The sequence below is a fragment of the Chimaeribacter arupi genome (genome assembly GCF_002858805.1).
Lineage (GTDB): Bacteria > Pseudomonadota > Gammaproteobacteria > Enterobacterales > Enterobacteriaceae > Chimaeribacter > Chimaeribacter arupi.
Genome location: NZ_PJZI01000005.1, coordinates 20,227 through 41,246, shown reverse-complemented (window position 1 = coordinate 41,246; position 21,020 = coordinate 20,227). Strand labels below are relative to the sequence as shown.

The following is a 21,020-nucleotide window of genomic DNA, read 5'->3' as shown; positions in this document are numbered from 1 at the left end:
AGGACGACATCATGAAAATTGGCATACTGGGCACAGGCAACATCGGTAAAACGCTGGTGATGAAACTCAGCGCGGCAGGCCATGACGTAAAGGTCGCCAATTCGCGCGGCCCTGACACGATCGAAGGCGACATCCTGGCCCACGGTGCTCAGGCCGTCACGTCCAGTGAAGCGATGAAGGATGTCGACGTGGTGATCCTGTCGACGCCGCTCAGCGCCATTACGAAGATCGCCCCGCTGTTCGCGAGCGTGCCTGCTAACACCGTTGTCATCGACACATCCAACTACTATCCCAAACGTGACGGCGAAATCGCTGACATCGAAGCCGGACAAACCGAGAGTGAGTGGGTTGCCGGGCAGCTTGGCCGCCCCATCGCCAAAGCATGGAACGCCATTACCTCCGCGTCCTTCGCGCAGAAAGGCGTCCCTGCCGGAACCGCCGGGCGGATCGCCATTCCCGTGGCGGCCGACGGCGAGCGGGAACGCGATGTGGCGATGAAACTGGTCGACGAGACCGGGCTTGACGCGGTTTATTCGGGACCGCTCAGCGAGTCATGGCGTCAGCAGCCCGGCGCGCCGGTTTACTGTACGGATCTGACGCGCGATGAACTGCCCGATGCCCTGGCCGCAACCGAACGGGCGCGCCTGCCGAAGCGCCGCGACCTCGCGATCGAGGCGATCATGGAAAGGGTTGGTGACAGCACCACTAACCCCGACTCGGACTATGCCGTGCGTCTGACCCGCGCGCTCTTTATGTGACTGGCAAAACGAGTTGAGAATATCCAGCCCGTTAAGTGTTTAAGTGACGGTGCCTCAACGCTTCCTGCAGGCTATATCATCAAACTGAATAAGGTACTGTAATGATGACACCCATTCAGCGACCCGTCGTACTGGTTCTGGGAGCCAGTGGAACCATCGGTAGCCATATCGTCAAAGAACTTGACGGCAAAGATGTCCATCTTCGTATCGCTTCGCGTAAGCAAGGCAAAGTAGACCAGCTGCGCCGCGAAGGAAAAGATGGCGTATATCTCGATCTTGATAAACCTGAGACCTTCGCGCTCGCGCTGGCGGGTGTTGATCGGATCTTCCTTTTAACCGGCTACAGCGTTGCCATGCTCACGCAGAGTAAAACCCTGGTGGATGCAGCCAAAAAGGCGGGTGTGAGCCATATCGTTCATGTGGGTGTGTTCGCTGAATGGGATACCACCGATGCCCACTTTGTATGGCACCAGATGATTGAAAAATATATCGAGGCGAGTGGTATTGCGTGGACACATCTTCATCCGAATATGTTCATGAATGTCTTCACCGGCCTTTATACCCCCAAAAATTTCACCTACACGACTTACTGGGGTGACCGGCGAGTCGGCTATGTTGCGCCGGAGGACATTGCCGCCGTAGCAGCAAAAGTGCTCCTTGATGGACCTGTACGTCACGCCGGTCAGCATAACTGGTTGAGCGTGGAAAGTTTTAACGGGGAAGAGATTGCCGCGCTTTTAAGCGAGATAACAGAACTTGAGATTCGGTGTGAAGACAAAGGACTTGAGGGGTTCCGTCAACTGATTGACTCGCTCATCTCTCAGGGGTTTGAGAGCTGGTATGCCGGTGCGAATATTGATTTTTTTACTCAGATGCTTGACGGCCGCATGTCCTATATGTCGATGGTTCAGAACGATATTCCCTATATCCTCGGAAGGCCGGCGAAAACACTTCGGGAATTTTTGACTGAAAATAAAAGTCTACTCATCGCTTCAGCAAAGGCCCCTCAATAAGAAGGGGAAGCGCTCGTAAGATGTTGGCATTTTCTTCACGAGCGCGCTTTAGCCAGCCTTGATGAAGTTTAAAAATCTTTGCCACAGGTCCGGCTTGGCCGGTGCGCAGACGCAGATAAGCTACAGGGGCGTTTGCCTGTTTTAACCTGGCAGCAGCCAGGTAAAACGCGCCACGCCCTCAGCCACTTATCCCTCCCCTCAGTGGTGGCTGTCCACTTCCACGTTACCGAACTGGCCGGACTGATAATCGGCAATCGCCTGGTTAATCTCGTCACGGCTGTTCATCACAAACGGGCCGTAAGAGACCACCGGTTCGCCAATCGGGTCAGCATGGCCATAAAGGATCACCGCATCACTGTGGGCGGTGAGCGCCACGCAGTCGCCATCCTCGTTCATCTCAATCAGGTGATGGGCTTTCAGTGCCTCGCCCCCCAGCGTCAGTGCGCCGTTGACCACATAGCAAAATACCGTGCGCCCGGCCGGGGCCGGTAAGGTGATCTCTGCGCCGGCGCGGCACTGTACCGTCATCATAGTGACGCCGGTCAGCGAGATAAACGGCCCGTGCTGATGCCCGAATTCACCGGAAATCAGGTTCACCGTGGCCTTGCCGCCTGCGGCTTCAATCACTGGGATCTGATCCTGCTGGAGGCCGGTGTAAGCGGGGTTGCTCATTTTCAGGCGTGACGGCAGGTTTACCCAGAGTTGCAGGATCTCCAGCGGGCCGCCGTGGCGTTTGAACGAGGCAGGCGAAATCTCCGCGTGTACCAGCCCGGCACCGGCGGTCATCCACTGGATGCCGCCCTGGGTGATGACGCTCTCATGGCCGCCGCTGTCGAGGTGCGCCAGCTCCCCTTCCAGGATAAAGGTTACGGTTTCAAAACCGCGGTGCGGGTGCGGGCCGAACGGCAGGCCGTGGTTATTGGCCGGGTAGGTCTGCGGCCCGTGGTGGTTAAGGAACAAAAACGGGTCAAGCTGCGGCAGCCCGGCACCGGGCAGCGGCCGACGGGTCACCAGATCGCCGATGTCATCGCGGGTGGCCAGGTGCTGTTGTTTGCATGTTCTGGAAGTCATATCAATCTGCCTGTACATAACGTGACATTGTCACGGAAAAGGGAACGAGCATACCCCATCTCTTTCCTTTAGTGATAGTCGCTAATGCAGCCGGGCGCGAACTGCCTGCCGCGCAATCCCACTTCCTGTCTGCCTTAAGCGATATTTCTTCTTTTACATCTGCGGCGGGGGCTTTCAATAATTGCCGCCATGAACGCACAAAAAGGAAGAGACACGCATGGCATACCGACTCAGCTTGCTGGACAAAAGCCCGATTGCCGCGGGTGAAACCGCCACGCAGGCGCTGGCACGCACCCTGGCGCTGGCCACGCGGGCCGAAGCGTGGGGGTTCCACCGCTTCTGGGTGGCAGAACACCACAACACCGCGGCGCTGGCCGGCCCGTCGCCGGAGGTGCTGATTGCCTGGATTCTGGCGCAGACGCGCACGCTGCGTGTCGGGGCGGGCGGCGTGATGCTGCAACACTACAGCCCCTATAAAGTGGCGGAGAATTTTAACCTGCTGGCGTCGCTGGCCCCCGGCCGGGTGGATATCGGCATCGGTAAAGCGCCCGGCGGGCTGCCGCTCTCCACCCGCGCCCTGCAACAGGGGATCAATGCCGCAGAAAAAGGGGAGTTTCCCCAGCAACTCGAGCAGCTGAACCACTGGCTGGACGCCACGCCCAGCGGCGATGGCCGTGATGAACTCCTCGCCACACCGCTGCCCGCACAGCCCGCCCAGCGTTTCCTGTTGGGGGCCAGTGAAGGCAGCGCGCGGCTGGCCGCCCGGCTTGGCTGGCAGTTTGTGTTTGCCGCGCACCTGAACGGCAGTGAAAGCGATCTGGCGCAGGCGCTGGACGCTTACCACGTTAACAGCGGCGGCGGGCGGGCGCTGGTGGCAGTGCAGGCGATCGCGGCGGCCTCCCCGGCGGAAGCCGCCCTGCTGGCCGCGGATTTGCAGCATTACCGGGTCACCAGCCCACAGGGGCAGAGCGTCACCGTCGGCAGTGTTGAGCAGGCCGAGGCCTTTGTCCGGCAGGCGGGCCTCACCGATTACCAGATCGAACCGCGCCAGAGCGCCACGCTGAAAGGCACTGCCGCGCAGGTACATGCCCAGCTCAGCAGCCTGCAACACCGTTACGGCATCGACGAATTTATTATTGATACGCCGATCAGTGATGCCGATGCCCGGATGACGTCGCTGGAATTATTAGCCGCGCACCTGGCTGTCACTGCCTGATTTATTTCCCGCCCCTTGAAAAAATAAAAGGTTTTCCATGACACTCCCGATAGAAGAACAGCTTATTTCATGGCGACGTGAATTACACCAACACCCGGAACTCTCGGGCAAAGAAATAGCCACCACCCAACGGATTACCGGCTGGCTGAATAAACACGGCATTACGCCGCTGCCTTATCCTTTAAAAACCGGGCTGGTGGTGGAAATAGGCCACGGCGGCCCGTTAATTGCCTTGCGGGCGGATATTGATGCCCTGCCGATTGAGGAAATTGCGCCGGTGGCGTTTGCCTCCCAACAGCCGGGCGTGATGCACGCCTGCGGCCACGATATCCATACCAGCGTGATGCTGGGGGCGGCGCGGTTGCTGAAAGCGCGGGAAGCAGAGCTGCCCGGCCGGGTGCGCATTCTGTTCCAGCCCGCTGAAGAGACATTTGTTGGGGCGAAGGCGTTGATTAACGCCGGGGTGCTGGAAGGGGTACAGGCAATTTTCGGGATGCATAACGCGCCGGAATTGCCGGTCGGCACCTTTGCCACCCGCGGCGGTGCCTTCTACGCCAACGTTGACCGCTTTATTATCCGTATTACCGGCAAAGGGGCACATGCCGCCCGCCCGCAAGAGGGCATTGATGCGATTGTGGTGGCCGGGCAGATGATTGGCGCCCTGCAAACCCTGGCGAGCCGCCGCTACAGCCCGCTGGCGTCGGTGGTGGTGAGCGTGACACGCATCGCCGGCGGCAATACCTGGAACGTGCTGCCGCAGCAGGTGGAGCTGGAAGGCACGGTGCGCACTCATGACAGCGCCATTCGTGAAACCCTGCCGGACAATATCCGCCAGATTATCCACGGCATTGCCGCCGCGTCGGGCGCGTCGGCGGAACTGGTGTGGCAGCCCGGCCCGCCTGCGCTGGTGAATACGCCGCACTGGGCCGATTTCGCCTCTCAGGTGGCGGCCGAAAATGGCTACCAGGTGCTGACGTCAGAGCCACAGATGGGCGGCGAAGATTTTGCGCTCTACCTGCACCATGTGCCTGGTACGTTTGTCAGCATCGGCAGCGCCAGCACGGAGGGGTTGCACCACCCCGGTTTTAACCCTGATGAGCGGCTGATCTACCCGGCTGCCTGCTATTTTGCCCGGCTGGCAGAACAGGCGTTAACCCATCTGGCGTAATGATGCTGCGCTATGCCCAATTTTATATTTGAATTGCGGGAATTGTTATTTTACTTCCCGCCTCTGCTCGGGAATAGTCAATTCAACCCCACTCTGACCATGCAGGTGAAATAATGTCTACCCGCCGCCAATTACGCCTCGGCACAATATTACACGGTGCTTCCGGCAATATGTCCGCCTGGCGTCACCCGGATGCCCAGGCCGATGCCAGTATTAATTTTGAGTTTGCCAAAAGCGTGGCGAAAAAAGCCGAACAGGGAAAGCTCGATTTTATTTTTGTGGCCGATGGGCTGTTTATTAATGAGAAGTCGATTCCGCATTTCCTTAACCGGTTCGAACCGATCACCCTGCTCTCTGCGCTGGCAACGGTGACGGAGCACCTCGGGCTGGTCGGCACCCTCTCCACCTCCTACAGCGAGCCGTTTACCGTGGCGCGCCAGTTTGCCAGCCTCGACCACCTCAGCGGCGGGCGGGCGGGCTGGAACGTGGTGACCTCGCCGCTGGAAGGCTCGGCAAAAAACTTTTCCCGCGCGCAGCACCCGGACCACGCGCTGCGTTACCGCATTGCCGACGAATATCTGACGGTCACCAAAGGGCTGTGGGATTCCTGGGAAGAAGGCGCGTTTGTGCGCGACAAAGCCTCCGGGCAGTTTTTCGATGCCGGCAAACTGCACACGCTGAACCACCACGGCGATTTCTTCCAGGTACAGGGGCCGCTGAATATCGGCCGTACGCCGCAGGGCCGCCCGGTGCTGTTCCAGGCCGGGGCATCGGAAGACGGTAAAAAGCTGGCGGCGCGCCATGCCGACGCCATTTTCACCCACCACCCGACGCTGGAAGAGGCGCAGGCGTTTTATCAGGATGTGAAACGGCAGGTCACGGCAAATGGCCGCCAGCCGGATGAGCTGCACATTTTCCAGGGCGTCAGCGTGATTGTCGGCAGCAGTGCAGAAGATGTGGAGCGGCAATACCAGCAGACGGCGGCGCTGGTGTCAGTTGAGGATGCACTGAATTACCTCGGCCGCTTCTTTGACCACCACGACTTCAGCCAATACCCGCTGGATGCCCCGTTCCCGGCGCTGGGTGAGATTGGCCAGAACAGTTTCCGCAGCACCACGGATGAGATCAAACGCCATGCCCGCGAAAAGGGGCTGACGCTGCGCCAGGCGGCGCTGGAAGCGGCCACGCCGCGCCCGCTATTCCACGGCACACCGGAGCAGGTGGCGGACGGCCTCCAGCGCTGGTTTGAACACGGCGCGGCTGACGGCTTCATCATCAACGGCGGCACGCCGGTGACGTTTACGCATTTTGTGGATCAGGTGGTGCCGCTGTTGCAGGCGCGCGGGCTGTTCCGCACGGAATACCCCGGAAAAACGCTGCGTGACAGTTTTGGGCTGGCGCAACCGGCCAACCAGTTTACCGCCTGATCCCCTGCTTCCCGACAATAATAAGAGAGAGCCGCGCTATGCAGAAAACCGCTTTATTGACCGCCGCCCTGCTGTTTTCCGGAATGACACAGGCCGCAGGCAATGGGATTGACCTCAAAGCCAATGCCACCCCCATCCACGTGGCCGCTAACCCGGCGGCCGTGGCGCAGATCCCCGCGGGTTACCGCTTCGCCGTGCCGGGAAAATTTACCGTGGCGATTGCCGGGCTGAACTCCCCGCCGCTGACGCTGCTGGCCGATGACAACAAAACCATGCTCGGCAGCGAGGCGGATATCGCCCGGCTGGTGGCAGACAGCCTTGGGTTGCCGCTGAACCTGGTGCGCACCTCCTGGGAAGACTGGCCGCTGGGCGTGGCCTCCGGCAAGTATGATGCCGCCATCAGCAACATCACCGTGACCAAAGACCGCAAGGCGAAATTTGATTTCGCCACCTACCGCAAGGACTCGCTGGGCTTTTATGTGAAAGCCGACGGCCCGATCACCCGCATTGAGAAAGCTGAGGATATCGCCGGGCTGCGGATCATCGTCGGCTCCGGCACCAATCAGGAGTCGATCCTGCTCAGCTGGGATCAGGCGAACCGCAAAAAAGGGCTGAAGCCGTTTATCCCGGTCTACAGCACTGACGACGCCGCGCAGACGCTGGCGTTGCAGTCCGGCCGGGCGGATGCCTATTTCGGCCCGAACGTGATCGGTGCCTGGAAAGCGGCGCTGAACGGCAAAACCCGGCTGGTTGGCTCAGTGGACGGCGGCTGGCCCAATGCGGCGCACATTGCCGTCACCCTGAAGAAAGGCAGCGGCCTGGTGCAACCGGTGAATACCGCGCTGAACGGCGTGATCCAGAGCGGCGCGTATGACCAGGTGCTGAACCGCTGGGGGGAAGGCGTCGAGCGCCTTGACCGGTCTGAGATCAACCCGCCGGGCCTGGGCGACTGAAGGAGGCAGCATGAGCACATTCACTTTCCGCGATGTCTCCCCAGAGGATGCTGAGCTGCAACCGATCATTATCGGGTTGTTCGGCGAATATGAGGCGCGTTACGGCGATTTCTTCTCACGCACGGCGGAAGAGGAGCTGACCGAGTGGTATCTGCCGCCGCAGGGGCTGTTTATCGTGATGGAGCGCGACGGCGAAACCCTGGCGATGGGGGCGTATAAACCCTTTGATGCCGACACCGCTGAGCTGAAGCGCATCTGGACGCGCCGTGACCAGCGGCGCAAAGGGCTGGGGTTGCTGGTGGTGGCGGAGCTGGAGCGCCGCGCCCAGCTCGCCGGTTACCGCAAGGTCTACCTGACCACCGGCTTCCGCCAGCCGGAGGCGGTGCGCCTTTACCTTGCGCAGGGGTATCAGCCGCAATTTGATATCCACCGCGACCCGGAAGAGTACAGCCGCCCACCCTATGACGGCCGCCTGCGCTTTCTGAAAGTGCTGGGCAGCCCCGTACCGGCCACGGCAACCCCCGCTGACGCCCGTGCCGGGTAAGGAGAACCGCATGAAACAACATGCCACCCTGCGCGTGGTGCCCGCGCGCTACCCGCTGCGCCTGCTCGGCGCGGTGTTTACCCTGTTTATCCTGGCGGCGGTGGTGCAGTCCATCGCCTTTAACCCCCGCTGGGAGTGGGATGTGTTTGCCCGCTGGTTCTTCGATCCGGTGATCCTGGAAGGGCTTCAGCAGACATTATTGCTGACGCTGCTCGGTTCCCTGTTCAGTATTGTGCTCGGCACCGCACTGGCGCTGGCGCGGCTCTCGCCCTCCTGGCTGCTCTCCGGGCTGGCCTGGAGTTACATCTGGCTGTTCCGCTCGTTGCCGCTGGTGGTGGTGCTGATCATTCTCTACAACTTCTCCTACCTGTACGACACGCTGTCGCTCGGGATTCCGTTTACCGGCCTCGCCTGGGGGCATTACGCCACGATTGATGTGCTCGGCCAGTTCCCTACGGCGGTGATTGGCCTGACGCTGGTGCAGTCCGCCTATACCGCGGAGATTATCCGCGGCGGCATCCTGGGGGTGGACCATGGCCAGTTTGAGGCGGCCGCCGCACTGGGCCTGCCCAGCCGCCACCGCACGTTCCGCATCATCCTGCCGCAGGCGCTGCGGGCGATTATCCCGACCGCTTTCAATGAGATCATCAGCCTGGCGAAAGGCACCTCGATTGTGTATGTGCTGGCGATGCCGGAGCTGTTTTACACCATCCAGATGATCTACAACCGCACCCAGCAGGTGATCCCGCTGCTGATGGTGGGCGCGGTCTGGTACCTGGTGATCACCACGTTGTTGTCGGTGGTGCAGCATTATGTTGAACGCTGGCTGGCACGCAGCGCCCACCGTGAGCAACGCCCTGCCCTGTGGCACCGTTTCCGCCTGAAAACCCGCCGCGCCCCGCTGGGCGCAGTAAGGAGCTGACCATGTCAGAAGCGATCGATTACACACGTGCGGCCACTGCCCGCGGCCATATCAGCATTACCGGCGTCACCAAATATTTCGGCAAACACAAAGCGCTGGATGAGGTGTCGCTGGAGCTGGCCCCCGGCTCGGTCACGGTGATCCTCGGCCCCTCCGGCTCCGGCAAATCCACGCTGTTGCGCGCCATTAACCATCTCGAGCGGGTGGACGAGGGGTTTATCCAGATTGACGGTGACTACATCGGCTACCGGCAGCACGGCGACCGGCTGTATGAATTGAAGGAGAGCGCCATTCTGCGCCAGCGCACGGAAGTGGGCTACGTGTTCCAGAATTTCAACCTGTTCCCGCACCTGACGGTACTGGAGAACATCATCGAAGCGCCGATCGTGCATAAAAAACTGACCCGGCCGCAGGCAGTGGCACGGGCGCTGGAATTGCTCGACACCGTCGGGCTGCGCCATAAAGCCGACGCCTGGCCGCGCCAGCTTTCGGGCGGGCAGCAACAACGCATTGCGATTGCGCGCGCGCTGGCGCTGAACCCCAGGGTGATGCTGTTTGATGAGCCGACCTCCGCGCTCGACCCGGAGCTGGTGGGCGAAGTGCTGGACGTGATCCGCACGCTGGCGCAGTCGGGCGTGACGCTGGTGGTGGTGACGCACGAAATCGGGTTCGCCCGCGAAGTGGCGGATCAGATTGTGTTTATGGTGGACGGCAAAATTGTGGAACAGGGCGCAGCGCGGCAGGTGATTAACGCCCCGCAGCATCCGCGTACCCGCCGTTTTCTGGCGAATGTGCTGTGACGGGCATAAAAAAACCGGCTGCGTAAGCAGCCGGTCTGGTCATCACTTTTTACTGCCTGGCTACGCTGTGGCCGGCTGTGGCGTGCGGAATACCATCATAATCCCCAGCAGGATCGCCGCCATCCCGGCCATGCCTGACCACGGCAGCGCATTCCCCAGCAACAGGTAATCCAGCGCGGCGGTGATCACCGGCACCAGATAAAACAGGCTGGTGACATTCACGATACTGCCGGCATTGAGCAGACGGTAGAGCAGCAATTGGGCCACCACCGAGATCAACACCCCCAGAAACAGCACCGAGAGCAGGAACTCGCGGTTCAGCGTGACGTGCAGACTGCCGACGGGAAGCATCAGCAGACAGAGCAGCAAACTGACGCCATATTGCAGCGGCAGCACATCCGCCGGGGCCTGCGGGGTTCTCTTCTGCATGATGGCCCCGAAAGTCATAAACAGCAGGGCCGCCAATGCAAAGAGGATGCCGGACGCGGGCAAATGTGACGCTGCCAGGCTGCGCCAGACCAGCAGGATCAAGCCGGAAAGCGCCACCAGCAGGCCCAGCAGCCGGGTGCCCTGCATCCTTCGCTCCACCAGACAGAGCGTCAGGATCGGCTGGATGCCCATGATCGTCGCGATCAGGCCCGGCGTGACGCCGTGCGCCATCGCCTGAAAATAGCAGACCGAATAGCCGCCAATCAGCAGCAGGCCGGTCAGCGCCACCTGTTTGCGGGTGCCCTGTTTCGGCAGCCAGCGGCGACGGAAACAGCCCACGATCAGCAGCGTCGCCAGCGCCAGCGCAAAACGGCATACCAGCAGCATAAAGGGTGAGGCGTTATCCAGCCCCAGTCGGGTAAAAATGGCGGCACTGCCCCAGAGCAGCACAAAGCCGGACGTCGCGCCCTGAGACGCAAGCGTGGAACGGGTAAACGTCATTACTCTCTCCGGAATTCCAGAATGTATGTGTTACCGGCACAGGGATGCACCGCGCAAAAAATGCGCCGGGCGAAGGCCGGTTAATCAGGAAAAATATCAGCCCTTAACGGGCACAGTTCCGGGAGGAGGCGGTGGCGGACAGGTGATGGCGTAAACATGATGCAATGACGACGCAACGCAGCCTACCGGAGAACCGGTATCTACGTCAGCCTGCATAGGGGTCATCATCATCTGTTCAGCCTGTAAAAGGATCGTCCGTAAAAGTTAGCAAAATGTTTATTAATTGTCATGCGTTTATTCGGCCTGCCGATTTCCTCAAAAGCACATGCAAGATTGTTATTTCCATCAGGCACGTCCGCTTTGCCATAGTAGGGAAAATACCCCGACAGGACATCACCTTATGAAAACCTTCCCCCTGCTGACGCTGCTGCTGGCGCTGCCGTTTGGTGTCGCCCAGGCAGAAGCGGCGCGTATCGATCTGGCGGCCAACCAGCAGGTTATCCATACCGCCAAAAACAGCGCCGCCGTGGCCCTGCTGCCGCCCGGTTTTACCTTTGCCGTGCCGGGCAAGCTCACGGTGGTGGTCAGCGCGCTGAATTCACCGCCGCTGTCGGTGCTGGCGGAGGATAACCGCACCCGCATCGGCAGTGACATTGATATCGCGCACCTGCTGGCGGACAGCCTGGGGCTGGAGCTGAACCTGGTGCCGGCTTCCTGGGAGCAGTGGCCGCTGGGGATCGCCTCCGGTAAATATGATGTGGCGCTGTTTAATATCGCCGTGACGCGGGAGCGCAAAACCCGCTTTGATTTCGCCACTTACCGCACCGATACGCTGAGTTTTTCGGTACGCAGCCACAGCCCGATTCAGACGATTAACCAACCCGCCGATGTCGCCGGGTTGAAGGTGATTGTCGGCTCCGGCACCAATCAGGAGAACATCCTGCTGACCTGGGACAAGCAAAACCGCGCGCAGGGCCTGCCGGCGGCGCTGCCGGTGTACGTCACGGATGACGCAGCGGCCAGCCTGGCGCTGCAATCCGGCCGGGTGGATGCCTTTTTCGGCCCCCACTCTACTGCCGTCTATAAAGCCGCCCTCACCGGCACCACGCGGGTCGTGGGCAACGGCCCGCGCACGGCCTGGGTGGCGGCCACCACCCGCAAAGGAAACGGGCTGGCGGCGGCGCTGAGCGAGGCGATCAACGGAACAATAGGCAGCGGGGAGTATGCACGGGTGCTGGCGCGCTGGGGGGAGAGTGATGAGCAGATAACCTATTCGCAGGTTAACCCGCCCGGCATGGGGGATGGCCCGGCCGATGCCCTGCCGGATAATCCGGGCTGAAAATTTTGCTTAACAGCAGATAAATACGAGCCTTAACAGCAATTTTCCTGTCATGATTTTTTCTGGTTGAAAAATAAAAATCCGCTCAAAAGATACACTACGTGCCTGAAATTTCGCATGTTATGATGCGCCACGCTCTCTTTTGAAAAGGACAGGAAAGTGAATAAGGCCGTACTTCTGATCGCTGCCGCGAGTGCGCTGGCAGCCTGCGATGATCGCGGGCCGGAGCCGGTCAACCCTTCGCTGGCAAGCCTGGCCAATATTTTTGGTTTTGATGCATTGCGCGGCCAGGTTAAACACTTCACCCAGATCCAGAAGGATGACGGCGGGAAAGTGTCTGCCAGGGTCACTGCCTCACTGGATGCGCAGGGCTGCGTGCAGCAATTGCGCTCGTTCCAGCCCGCCATGAAGGTGGATGTCGATCTGGTGAAAGAGGGCGATTATTTTGTCGATCGCACCAGCCGGAAAAAGATGTACCAGTTGGATGCGCACTGCCGCCTTGAACGCACGGTTGACGGCAGCCTGCTTTATAAAAAGGATGCACGCGGTTTTATTACCGAAGTGGTGAAAACCGAGAACGATGACGCCTTTGCCAGCTACCGTTACGACGCACTCGGCTACCCGCGCCATACCCTGTTCCAGAGCGCGCAGGGCAAAACCGAGATTGACGTCAAAGAGGACGCGCCGGACAGCAAACGAATGGACGCCACCCTGGAAGCCAGGGTAGACGGCAGGCTGGCCGGGATCACCAAAATCCGTTGCCATTATGATGACCACTTCAACCCGGTGCAGTGCGCCGCAGCGATGGTCGCCGAAGGGGATTACGGCAGCGCCACCCTGAATTATACCCAGACTTACCAGACCACCTATTACTGAGCGGCGCGCGGCAGCTGATCCGGCAGGTCGATGTCCCAGACACAGCCGGGATCGTCCACCGGCACCCGGCGCGGCGGTGTGCTTTTCAACAGCGCACGCGCCCCCTGGTCGCCGGTCAGCGCACAGAGCGCCGTTCTCATCTCCGCCCGGAACCCCACCGGATGCCCGGCCTCTTCCCCGTATACCGCCCGTGCACACACCGCGTGCGCCAGTGCCGCATTGACCTGCAGGTAAGTCTCCGGGGCCAGCAACGGCATATCCGCCAGCGCCACCAGCCAACCCGGCCAGGTGGGCGTGGCCGCTACCCCTGCCGCAATTGACTCACCCAGCCCCCCACTTGCGACGCAGTGAAACGGCACCCCGGCGCGGGCGGCAAGTGCCTGTAGCCCGGTATCTTCCGGCCGCAGGATCACCGTCACCGGCAGGCCGCTCTGCTGCGCATGGTGCACACTCTGCCCGAAAACCGTTCCGCCGCCCGGCAGCCGGCCGGATAATTTATGCTGCCCGCCGGATGCGGCGCGATAGCGACGGCTCAGCCCGGCCGCCATCAATAAAATGCCTGCGTTCAACCGTGTTGCTCCCGTTCTGAAAAGGGTCGTGTCGAAAGGGTATGACGTCAGTGTAGGGGAAAAAGCCATGCAGGCGCACCATGCGGCCGCCTGCCGGTCAGGGGTCAGGGGAAAAGGGAGGCAGAAGGCAAAGCCTGGTTCAGGCTCAGGTGAGGGGGAAAACGCATTCCTGCGTATTGGTGCCGCACAGCATGACCGGGTAATCCTGCTCACGCTTGCGGATAAAGTGTTGTTTCATGTCACGGCTGATGCCTGCGCCGCACCAGACCAGGTGATGCTCATAGTTGCGCGTCGGCACTGCGGGCACATGGGTGACATTGGGGGAGAGTTCTACCCGGCACCCTTGCCCGGTCAACCTGATCGCTTCCAGCCAGATTTCTGTCTCATCTGTGGTGCTGGCCGTTTCCAGAAAGATCGGCACACTTTTCTGCCGTTCTGATAACGCCATCACCCGCCCGGCATGGTGCAGCACTGCCGTATGGAAGCGGGCCAGCCGGAGCGCCGCGCCGGGGCGGTCATCATGCCTTAACCACAGGTTCAGCGGCCTGAGCAGGCTGTTGACGAACGCTTCGCCGCTGTAATGGGTGCCGAGGGTACGCAGCAGCCGGTTCAGCTCATCGGTGGCGCTGTGGCCCAGTTGGGTCAGCACCTCTTCGGTACGGCACTGCCAGCCGCTGCGGCGATAACGGTGGGGGGCATTGAGTAACCGGTGGATTTCGGCCAGGGTATCGCCCGTATTGGTGAGATCCAGCACATAACGCACACGGGCGAACGTCTGGCTGCTATAGATGCCGCGGCAATTGCCGGTGTGCGGCACCAACCCCGCGCGCCGCCAGCTGCGCAAGGTTGCAGGGAGGATGCCGGTCATCGCGCACAGGGTATCATTGGTATAAAGCGTCATAAATTTCCCATTCAGAAAAACATCACTCTGATAATTTCAGCGAGTGAAGGGATAGCCTGCGCGCTATAGGTGAAAAAAGATACTTTTTTCCTCTAAAGATTTATCACTGACATAACATTTGGCAGGGCAACGGCGGTGATTGCCAAAAGCGGGGGAAACGGACAGGCGGGGAGTTTTTTATTTTCTACTGAAGCAAAAAAATGGTTTAACACCTTTTATTAAACGTGAGGCGTTGTTCAGCCCGCGCCTTGCCGGGGCAGAATTCACTGACACTTTTCCTTAACTTTAGTTTAACATTGCCGGATTATTCCTTTCCCATCATGCGGATAAACCACGGTTTTCCACAGCAATATCTTGATACATCCTCTTGAATCCAACCAACAATAATGATAATAATTATCATTAGATTTACACTATATGACTTTATCTCATCTCGCGGGCCGGAAAAGGGCAGGCAGATGAGATTTTTGTATGACTCACACGCGTTGCTCTTTCTCTTAACTGCAAAAGATTTTTATAGGGATGATGAATATGTTGTCGGCTTTTAACCTGAAGCGCTCCAGCCTGCTGTGTTCCCTTGCGCTGTTTGTTCCCCTCGCCTCCCTGGCGGAAGATACGGTGGTCGTCACCGCCCAACCGGCCGAAACGGCCGATACCCCCACCCAGGGCTACAGTGCAAAAACCAGCCGGAGTGCCACCAAAACCGACCAGCCCCTGATTACCACCGGCCAGGCGGTGTCTGTGGTCACCCGCCAGCAAATGGATGACCAGAACGCCACCACCGTTAACGCCGCGCTGAACTACACGCCGGGCGTGTTCACCAACTTTGCCGGTGGCGCAACCCGTTATGACACCGTGTCCCTGCGTGGTTTCCACGGCGGCGACGTGAACAACACCTTCCTGGATGGCCTGCGCCTGTTAAGCGACGGCAGCAGCTATAACGCCCTGCAGGTTGACCCGTGGTTCCTGGAGCGCATTGATGTGCTGAAAGGCCCCTCCTCCGCGCTGTACGGCCAGGGCATTCCCGGCGGCGTGGTGATCGAGAGCACCAAGCGCCCGCAGTTCGCCCCTGAAGGCCATGTGCGCCTCTCCGGCGGTAACTTCAATACCAAAGGCGGCGCGTTTGACTACACCGACGCGATCAACGAACAGTGGGCCTACCGCATCACCGGCATGACCCGCAGCAGTGACACCCAATACGACCACCAGCGCGAAGAGCGTTACGCCATCTCCCCGCAATTGCTGTGGCAGCCGGATGAGAACACCTCCCTGCTGCTGCGCGCGTACCTGCAAAAAGATCCGTCCGGCGGCTACCACTCCGCCGTCCCGGCTGACGGCAGCCTGTATGGCGATCGCCTGAGCCGCGGCTTCTTCGACGGTGAAAGCAGCCACAACGTCTTCAAGCGCTGGGAGCAGATCTACAGCTACGAATTCCAGCACGCGTTCAACGAAACCTGGTCATTCCGCCAGAACGCCAGCTATACCCACTCCAACACCAAACTGGAGCAGGTCTATGGTATTGGCTGGAATGCTGACCGCACGGAGATGAGCCGCTACTACTCCGGTGAAGACTCTTCGCTGGATGCCTTTGCGATTGATAACCAGCTCGAAGCGGATTTCGCCACCGGGATGCTGGAGCATAAAGTGGTGGTGGGCTTTGACTTCCAGCACTTCACCAATGACACCTCGTCTGAGAGCGGCTACGCCACCAACCTTAATCCGTATACCGGCACAACCGGCGGCGACACGCTCTACCAGGACGGCGCCTTCACTACCCCCGGCGTGTTCGGCAGCCACGTTAAACGCAAATACACCCAGACCGGCGGGTATTTGCAGGATGACATGAAGCTCGACAAGTGGCACCTGACCCTGTCCGGCCGCTATGACAACCTGAAGTCCAAGGCCACCACCTATGAAACCGACGTGACCGATGAGCGCAGCGACGATCATGTGACCGGCCGCGCCTCCCTGTTGTACGCGTTCGATAACGGCATTTCGCCGTACATGAGCTACAGCACCGCCGTCACCCCGGCGACGTTGTCCGACATTAACGGCAATCTGCTGAAGCCGACCACCAGCGAGCAGTATGAAGTGGGCGTGAAATACCAGCCGGTGGGCAGTGCCTCACTGTACTCCGCCGCGCTGTATGACCTGACCCAAAAAGATGTGGCGAACCGCATCGTACAGGGCAGCTATTATGTCCCGGCCGGGAAAGTCCATTCCCAGGGGCTGGAGCTGGAAGCGCGTACGCCGATCACCGATCGTTTCAACGTAATCGCCGGGTACACCTATAACAAAGTGCGCTTCAAAGATGCGGTTGACGGCAACGACGGCAATACCCCGTACGTCACGCCGAAGCAGATGGCATCCCTGTGGGGCCAGTACAACTCCGCGATCGGGGTGGATCTGGGCGCAGGTGTGCGTTACATCGGCACCCAGTGGGCAGACAACGAAAATACCCTGCGTATGCCGTCCGCCACGCTGTTTGACGCCTCGGTACGGATGAATCTGGCCCAGTTCAGCCCAGAGCTGAAAGGTGCCTTCGTGCAGCTTAACGTCAACAACCTGACCGACAAGAAGTACGTCGCCGCCTGCTACGGCACCGGCTACTGCTACTGGGGCCAGGAGCGCACCGTGGTCGCGACCGTGGGTTACGATTTCTGATTTCAGCGGCAAGCAACCCACAAAAAGCCCGGCAGATGCCGGGCTTTTTTATGCGTGTCAGTCACGCCCAATCGTTACGTCACACTGGCTCTCCATCCGCCAGTATTTCGGCAGCACCCAAAGCGGGCCGGTAACGTTCGCCACCACCCTGGCGCGGATGTCCGCGCTTGACGCTCCCACCTGAATCTCAAATTCGCCCGGCTCCACCACCCGGCGGCCCTGCGCATCGGTGAAGTTCAGCATGTCTGTGGGCAGTGAGAAGCATAGCCGGGCCGTTTCGCCGGGTTGCAACGCCACACGCTGGAACGCTTTCAGCTCATGGACAGGCCGCACCAGCGAAGCCAGCCGGTCTTTGACATACACCTGCACCACCTCACTGCCGGCCCGCTCGCCGCTGTTGGTCACGCGGACGTGCACCTTCAGCGTGCCGTTCTCGCCGGGCACCGCCGGTTCTTCCAGGTGCAGATCGTCATAGCGGAAAGTGGTGCCGCTCAGGCCATAGCCAAAGGGATAGCGCGCGCCGAACGGGAAGGCGATCGGCGTGCCGCCGCTTTTCAGTTTATGGTTGTAGTAGTAGGGCATCGCCCCGGCGCTTTTCGGCACCGACAGCACCAGACGGCCTGACGGCGGCTCGCGCCCGCTGAGAACGTCGGCAATGGCGCGGCCGCCCTCCTGCCCCGGCGCAAACGCCACCAGGTAACCCGCCAGCTTCTCTTCCACCCCGTTCAGGAAATAGGGGCGGCCGCCGGTGAGGATGGCGATGGTCGGCGTGCCGGTCGCGACGACGGCTTCCAGCAACTGCTGCTGCACACCCGGCAGTTGCAGGCTGTCGGTGTCTGACCCTTCGCCCACGGTGCCGCTCTGGAACAGCCCGGCCAGATCGCCGACGAACACCAGCGCCACCTCACTCTGCCGCGCCTGCTCCACCGCCGCCGCAATCAGGTGGGTGTCCTGCGACACCGGCGAATGTTGCAGCGGTTTGCCGCTGTCACCGGGGAACACCGGTGCGCCCGCCGTGCGCTGTTCCAGAATGTGGCACCCCTTGGCGTAACGGATCGCTGCCTCACCATAACAGTTGCGCAGTGCCTGTAACGGCGTGGTGATCTGCCCGGTTTGCGCCGTCATGTCACTGATGATCAGATGCACCGGGAAACTGTACCCGCTCAATAACGCCAGCGGATCGTCAGCGGTCGGGCCGATCACCGCGATCGTCTGCCCCGCCTGCGGCTTCAGCGGCAGGATGCCGTTGTTTTCCAGCATCGTGACCGAGCGCACCGCCGCCCGCCACGCCAGCTGCCGGGTACTCTCCTCTTGCAGCACCACGGCGTTTTCATCGGCATAGGGGTGTTCAAACAGCCCCAGCCGGAATTTCTCATGCAGGATACGGCCCACGATTTCATCGATCTTTTCAGCGGAAATCAGCCCGCGCTGCCGCGCCTCTGCCAGGTGGCGGGCGCAATCATCCTTCGGCAGTTCGATGTCCAGCCCGGCGTTAAACGCCAGCGCGGCGGACTCCGCGCCGTCCGCACTGATGCCGTGGTGCTGGTGCAGCAGACTGACGCCGCCGTAGTCCGCCACAATCAGGCCGTCGAAGCCCCAGCGATTGCGCAGCACGTCCGTCAGCAAAAATGCGTCGCTGTGGCAGGGTTGGTTGTCGATGTCATGGTAAGCGGGCATCACCGATCCGGCATTTGCCAGTTTGACAGCCATCTCAAACGGCAGCAGGAAGGTGTCATTGAGTTCGCGGAAGCCCAGATGCACCGGCGCATGGTTCCGCGCCCCCTCACTGAACGAGTGGCCCACATAGTGTTTCAGCGTCGCCAGCAGATCGCGGCCCGGCCCCTGCAACCCACGCACATAGGCGGTTGCCATTTTGCCGACCAGATACGGGTCTTCGCCGAATGTCTCTTCAGTGCGGCCCCAGCGCACATCCCGCGAGACATCCAGTACCGGCGCCAGCCCCTGATGGCAGCCGACGCGTTGCGCCTCGGTGCGGATGGCCGCCGCCACCTGTTCAATCAGATCCGGGTCCCAGGTCGCGCCGTAACTGAGCGACGAGGGAAACAGCGTCGCATCTTTGCACAGCAGCCCGACCAGGCACTCCTCATGAAACATCGCCGGGATGCCGAGCCGCGTCTCTTCCATCAGCGTTTTTTGCAGCCGGTTGAGCGCCCGCACGCCCTCTTTCGGCCCGACGATATGCGTGCCGAGCGGGCGGGTTATCTGGCCGATCCCGGCAAACAGGCGGGTCGCCAGATCATCTTCTGCGGCGGCACCGGCGAAATCGTCGCTGAGGTCGCCGCGGTTGCGGTGTTGGCCGTCCGGCGAGAGGATCAGCCAGAAAGCGTGCATCTGGGCATATTTCTCTTCATCCGTCATGCGGGACAACAAATCCTGTACGCGCGCCGCGATCGGCTGCGTGGCATCCTTATAGAGAAAAGACATCAAAATGCTCCTTATAAAGCGTGGGCGGAACCGGGGGCCGGCAGATCGTCCGGCCGGGCGTTATCACGTTTTTTTGCCAGCTGGGCGGCGATTTCCCGCACATATTGGCTGTTGAGCTTGTAGGCAAACAGCAGCAGCGCCATCGCGATAAACAGCACGGACGGCACCAGGGTAAACAGGGCATTGATGGTGGTGACCACCCCGGCAGGCTGCTGGGCGGTATTCGGCAAATAGTCCACAAACCCCAGCACCCAACCCACAACCGCCCCGCCCAGCGCCAGACCAAATTTGATGGCAAACAGCGCGGTGGAGAACACCAGCCCATCCAGGCGGCGGCCGCTGCGGTGCTCCTCGTAGTCCACCACGTCGGAGAACATGGCCCATTGCAGGGGGGTGGAGAGGTTCTGCACAAAGCTGAACACGATGTTGATGGTGAAAATCAGCCAGACGGCAGACGGTGGGATAAAGAAGATCAGGCCGCCGATGATGACGTAAGCGGCAATGGTCCACTGGTAGGCGCGTACCCGGTCGAATTTGCCGAGCAGCGTTTCAGACAGCAGCGCGCCGAACAGGGCAGCCAACATGCCGGAGACAATAAAGGCGAACACCAGCTCAGGCCGCAGCATCACATATTTCACGTAATAGATGGTCGCCGAGCCGCGGGTGACCACGGCCACCAGTAACAGGATGTTAAAAACAAACACCAGACGCCACTGGCGGTTCTGCGACAGCACCCGCAAGTCGCCCAGCAGGCTGTGGCGTTTATCGTGAGGCGAGTGGTAGCGCTCTTTGGTCAACATAAAGCAGGCAAGAAACAGCACCACGCCGAGCAATCCCATTAAGCCCATCGCAAAGAAATAACCGCGCTGCGGGTTGCCGCTGCCCAGCCAGTCCACCAGCGGCAGCGCCACGACGGTGACCACCAGCCCGCCAATAAAGGAGAGCGCAAACCGCCACGATTGCAGCGAATGCCGTTCGCGCGGGTCAAGCGTCAGGGAGCCGGGCATGGCGCAATAGGGCACATTAATGGCGGAGTAGACCAGGCTCAGCAGGCTGTACGTTACGCAGGCGTAAACAATTTTCAGCGTGGCGGAGACCGGCGGCACATAGAAGGTGATCAGGCAGCAGACACCGAACGGGATCGCCATCCAGAGCAGCCAGGGGCGGAATTTGCCGTGGCGGGTCTGGGTGCGGTCTACCAGCGTGCCGATGCAGGGGTCGATCAGCGCATCGACTGCGCGCACCACCAGGAACAGGGTGCCCATGATGGCGGCCGGCAGGCCAAACACATCGGTATAGAAATAGGCCAGAAACAGGGTGGCAGTTTGCCAGACCAGCGCGCTGGCCATATCGCCCAGGCCATAGCCTATTTTGTCAGTGACGGAGAGTGCGGGGAAACGGGTCATGTGTATCTTCTCATGTAA

Annotated in this window: 16 protein-coding genes and 1 pseudogene; 11 read left to right on the top strand and 6 right to left on the bottom strand. The window is 60.4% G+C overall.

Going from position 1 to position 21,020, the window contains the following annotated elements:
• Positions 1–11 precede the first annotated feature (11 nt).
• Together CYR52_RS04510 and CYR52_RS04505 are read left to right on the top strand one after the other, a co-directional pair.
• A complete protein-coding gene (locus tag CYR52_RS04510) occupies positions 12–758 on the top strand; it encodes an NADPH-dependent F420 reductase (protein ID WP_072928277.1) in 747 nt (248 codons plus the stop codon).
• A gap of 101 nt (positions 759–859) precedes the next feature.
• Entirely contained in the window at positions 860–1,771 is a 912-nt protein-coding gene (locus CYR52_RS04505; protein WP_101828032.1) for an NmrA family NAD(P)-binding protein, read from the top strand.
• Between the two features lie 198 nt (positions 1,772–1,969).
• On the opposite strand, the gene CYR52_RS04500 is transcribed toward CYR52_RS04505, so the two are convergent.
• Complete coding sequence (locus CYR52_RS04500) at positions 1,970–2,842, bottom strand: pirin family protein (RefSeq protein WP_101828031.1); 873 nt, start codon at positions 2,840–2,842, stop codon at positions 1,970–1,972.
• Between the two features lie 217 nt (positions 2,843–3,059).
• On the opposite strand from CYR52_RS04500, the gene CYR52_RS04495 reads away from it, so the two are divergent.
• From CYR52_RS04495 to CYR52_RS04465, 6 genes and pseudogenes are all read left to right on the top strand, one after another.
• Positions 3,060–4,058, top strand: a complete 999-nt coding sequence (locus CYR52_RS04495; protein ID WP_072928275.1) for an MsnO8 family LLM class oxidoreductase — start codon at positions 3,060–3,062, stop codon at positions 4,056–4,058.
• A gap of 37 nt (positions 4,059–4,095) precedes the next feature.
• Entirely contained in the window at positions 4,096–5,226 is a 1,131-nt protein-coding gene (locus tag CYR52_RS04490) for an amidohydrolase (protein ID WP_101828030.1), read from the top strand.
• Positions 5,227–5,339: 113 nt separating this feature from the next.
• Positions 5,340–7,606: pseudogene (locus CYR52_RS22865) on the top strand (NtaA/DmoA family FMN-dependent monooxygenase).
• A gap of 10 nt (positions 7,607–7,616) precedes the next feature.
• A complete protein-coding gene (locus tag CYR52_RS04475; RefSeq protein ID WP_101828027.1) occupies positions 7,617–8,150 on the top strand; it encodes a GNAT family N-acetyltransferase in 534 nt (177 codons plus the stop codon).
• Positions 8,151–8,160: 10 nt separating this feature from the next.
• Positions 8,161–9,072, top strand: coding sequence for an amino acid ABC transporter permease (locus CYR52_RS04470; protein ID WP_101828026.1), 912 nt, complete (start codon positions 8,161–8,163; stop codon positions 9,070–9,072).
• Between the two features lie 2 nt (positions 9,073–9,074).
• Complete coding sequence (locus CYR52_RS04465; protein ID WP_101828025.1) at positions 9,075–9,872, top strand: amino acid ABC transporter ATP-binding protein; 798 nt, start codon at positions 9,075–9,077, stop codon at positions 9,870–9,872.
• Positions 9,873–9,932: 60 nt separating this feature from the next.
• Here CYR52_RS04465 and CYR52_RS04460 read toward each other — a convergent pair whose 3' ends face one another.
• A complete protein-coding gene (locus CYR52_RS04460; RefSeq protein ID WP_072928268.1) occupies positions 9,933–10,802 on the bottom strand; it encodes a DMT family transporter in 870 nt (289 codons plus the stop codon).
• A 400-nt stretch (positions 10,803–11,202) separates the two neighbouring features.
• Between CYR52_RS04460 and CYR52_RS04455 the strand changes: the two genes are divergently transcribed.
• Both CYR52_RS04455 and CYR52_RS04450 read left to right on the top strand, forming a co-directional pair.
• The gene (locus CYR52_RS04455; RefSeq protein ID WP_101828024.1) at positions 11,203–12,141 is read left to right on the top strand and encodes an ABC transporter substrate-binding protein; all 939 of its coding nucleotides are present in this window, start codon (positions 11,203–11,205) and stop codon (positions 12,139–12,141) included.
• 159 nt (positions 12,142–12,300) lie between these two features.
• The gene (locus tag CYR52_RS04450; protein ID WP_072928266.1) at positions 12,301–13,017 is read left to right on the top strand and encodes a YnfC family lipoprotein; all 717 of its coding nucleotides are present in this window, start codon (positions 12,301–12,303) and stop codon (positions 13,015–13,017) included.
• Here CYR52_RS04450 and CYR52_RS04445 read toward each other — a convergent pair.
• Together CYR52_RS04445 and CYR52_RS04440 are read right to left on the bottom strand one after the other, a co-directional pair.
• The gene (locus CYR52_RS04445) at positions 13,011–13,586 is read right to left on the bottom strand and encodes a nucleotidyltransferase family protein (RefSeq protein WP_165699065.1); all 576 of its coding nucleotides are present in this window, start codon (positions 13,584–13,586) and stop codon (positions 13,011–13,013) included. The two genes, CYR52_RS04450 and CYR52_RS04445, sit on opposite strands and share 7 nt — an antisense overlap.
• Positions 13,587–13,731: 145 nt before the next feature.
• Positions 13,732–14,487 carry a MerR family transcriptional regulator gene (locus tag CYR52_RS04440; RefSeq protein WP_072928264.1) on the bottom strand — a complete coding sequence of 252 codons (756 nt, stop codon included), beginning with the start codon at positions 14,485–14,487 and terminating at the stop codon, positions 13,732–13,734.
• A 531-nt stretch (positions 14,488–15,018) separates the two neighbouring features.
• Between CYR52_RS04440 and CYR52_RS04435 the strand changes: the two genes are divergently transcribed.
• The gene (locus CYR52_RS04435) at positions 15,019–17,151 is read left to right on the top strand and encodes a TonB-dependent siderophore receptor (protein ID WP_072928333.1); all 2,133 of its coding nucleotides are present in this window, start codon (positions 15,019–15,021) and stop codon (positions 17,149–17,151) included.
• 57 nt (positions 17,152–17,208) lie between these two features.
• Here CYR52_RS04435 and CYR52_RS04430 read toward each other — a convergent pair whose 3' ends face one another.
• Both CYR52_RS04430 and CYR52_RS04425 read right to left on the bottom strand, forming a co-directional pair.
• Entirely contained in the window at positions 17,209–19,596 is a 2,388-nt protein-coding gene (locus CYR52_RS04430; protein WP_101828022.1) for a glycoside hydrolase family 3 N-terminal domain-containing protein, read from the bottom strand.
• An 11-nt stretch (positions 19,597–19,607) separates the two neighbouring features.
• Positions 19,608–21,002, bottom strand: a complete 1,395-nt coding sequence (locus tag CYR52_RS04425; protein WP_072928262.1) for an MFS transporter — start codon at positions 21,000–21,002, stop codon at positions 19,608–19,610.
• Between the last annotated feature and the right edge of the window lie 18 nt (positions 21,003–21,020).